General features: G+C 64.3%; 4 protein-coding genes. All 4 read left to right on the top strand.

Going from position 1 to position 2214, the window contains the following annotated elements; translation table 11 throughout:
- The coding region (rplC, locus tag BGN91_RS06550) for a 50S ribosomal protein L3 (protein ID WP_292611601.1) at positions 1–420 on the top strand (420 nt) is incomplete at its 5' end.
- Between the two features lies 1 nt (position 421).
- Positions 422–1042 (top strand): 50S ribosomal protein L4, encoded by a 621-nt coding sequence (gene rplD / locus BGN91_RS06545; protein WP_292611599.1) that lies wholly within the window; start codon positions 422–424, stop codon positions 1040–1042.
- Complete coding sequence (locus BGN91_RS06540) at positions 1039–1335, top strand: 50S ribosomal protein L23 (RefSeq protein ID WP_292611597.1); 297 nt, start codon at positions 1039–1041, stop codon at positions 1333–1335. The genes rplD and BGN91_RS06540 overlap by 4 nt, the downstream gene beginning before the upstream one ends.
- Positions 1336–1363: 28 nt before the next feature.
- Entirely contained in the window at positions 1364–2200 is an 837-nt protein-coding gene (gene rplB / locus BGN91_RS06535; protein WP_292611595.1) for a 50S ribosomal protein L2, read from the top strand.
- Positions 2201–2214 lie beyond the last annotated feature (14 nt).

Below are 2214 nucleotides of genomic sequence, written 5' to 3'. Positions count from 1 at the left end.
GTCACCGGCACCTCGGTCGGCAAGGGCTTCGCCGGCGGCATGAAGCGCTGGAACTTCGGCGGTCTGCGCGCCACGCACGGCGTCTCGATCTCGCATCGTTCGATCGGTTCGACCGGCGGACGTCAGGATCCCGGCAAGACCTTCAAGAACAAGAAGATGCCCGGCCACATGGGTGTCGATCGCATCACCACGCTCAATCTGCGCGTCGTCTCGACCGACGTGGAGCGCGGGCTGATCCTGGTCGAGGGCGCTGTTCCCGGCTCCAAGGGCGGATGGATCGCGGTGCGCGACGCGGTCAAGAAGCCGTTGCCGAAGGAAGCGCCGAAACCCGGCAAGTTCAAGGTAGCGGGTGGCGGCGCTCAGGCTGCGGGCGACGACAAGGCCGCGGCGGATGCTCCGGCCGAGAAGGAGGGTGCATAACATGGAACTGAACGTCACCACCCTCGAAGGCAAGACCGCGGGTTCGGTTCAGCTCTCGGACGGAATCTTCGGCCTCGAGCCGCGCAAGGACCTGATCCAGCGCTGCGTCAACTGGCAGCTCGCCAAGCGTCAGGCCGGCACCCACAAGGCCAAGGGTCGCGCGGAAATCTGGCGCACCGGCAAGAAGATGTTCAAGCAGAAGGGCACCGGCAACGCCCGTCATGGTTCGGCCCGCGTACCGCAGTTCCGCGGCGGTGGCCGCGCGTTCGGTCCGATCGTTCGCAGCCATGCGCACGATCTGCCGAAGAAGGTGCGCGCGCTGGCGCTGCGCCACGCGCTGTCGGCGAAGGCGAAGGACGGCGGGCTGATCGTCATCGACAGCGCCGAGCTGAAAGATGCCAAGACCAAGGCGCTGATGGGCCATTTCTCCGGGCTTGGCCTGAGCAATGCGCTGATTGTCGACGGCGCCCAGGTTCATGCCGGGTTCGCGACCGCCGCGCGCAACATTCCGAACATCGACGTGCTGCCGATCCAGGGCATCAACGTCTACGACATTCTGCGCCGTCAGAAGCTCGTTCTGACCAAGGCGGCGGTTGATGCGCTGGAGGCGCGCTTCAAATGACAATCGATGCGAAGCATTACGACGTGATCGTCGCGCCGGTCATCACCGAAAAGGCGACGATGGCCTCCGAGCACAACAAGGTCGTGTTCAAGGTGACGCGCAAGGCGACCAAGCCGCAGATCAAGGAAGCGGTCGAGAAGCTGTTCGACGTCAAGGTCAAGAACGTGAACACGCTGGTGCGCAAGGGCAAGACGAAAGCCTTTCGCGGCAGCCTGGGTTCGCAGTCGGACAGCAAGCGTGCGGTTGTGACCCTCGAAGAGGGCCATCGCATCGACGTCACCACCGGGCTCTGAGGCGGAAACGGCTTTAAGGCGATAGATTATGGCACTTAAAACATTCAATCCCACGACGCCGGGCCAGCGCCAGCTGGTGATGGTCGATCGCTCAGCCCTCTACAAGGGCAAGCCGGTCAAGACGCTTACCGAAGGCAAGCGCGCCAAGGGCGGCCGCAACAACACCGGCCGCATTACCGTGCGGTTTCGCGGCGGCGGCCACAAGCAGGCCTACCGCAACGTCGATTTCAAGCGCGGGAAGGTCGACGTGCCGGCGGTCGTCGAGCGGCTCGAATACGACCCGAACCGCACCGCATTCATTGCGCTGATCAAGTATCAGGACGGCGAGCAGGCCTATATTCTTGCGCCGCAACGGCTGGCCGTCGGCGACACCGTCGTCGCCGGCAACTATGTCGACGTCAAGCCGGGCAATGTCATGCCGCTCGGCAACATGCCCGTCGGCACGATTGTTCATAACGTCGAGATGAAGATCGGCAAGGGCGGTCAGCTTGCGCGCTCCGCCGGCACCTATGCCCAGATCGTCGGCCGCGACCAGGACTACGTCATTCTTCGCCTGAATTCGGGCGAGCAGCGCCTGGTGCACGGCCGTTGCCGCGGCGCCATCGGCGCGGTGTCGAATCCGGACCACATGAACACCTCGATCGGCAAGGCGGGCCGCACCCGCTGGATGGGCCGCCGCCCGCACAACCGCGGCGTGGTCATGAACCCGATCGACCATCCGCATGGCGGCGGCGAAGGCCGCACCTCGGGCGGCCGCCATCCGGTGACGCCCTGGGGCAAGCCGACCAAGGGCAAGAAGACCCGTTCCAACAAATCGACCAACAAGTTCATTCTCATCAGCCGCCACAAGCGGAAGAAGAAGTAAGGATCGCCGGACAT

Source organism: Nitrobacter sp. 62-13 (assembly GCF_001896955.1).
In the GTDB taxonomy this organism is placed as follows: domain Bacteria; phylum Pseudomonadota; class Alphaproteobacteria; order Rhizobiales; family Xanthobacteraceae; genus Nitrobacter.
The sequence above is the reverse complement of the archived record's forward strand: the minus strand, read 5'-3'. Positions and strand labels throughout refer to the sequence as shown.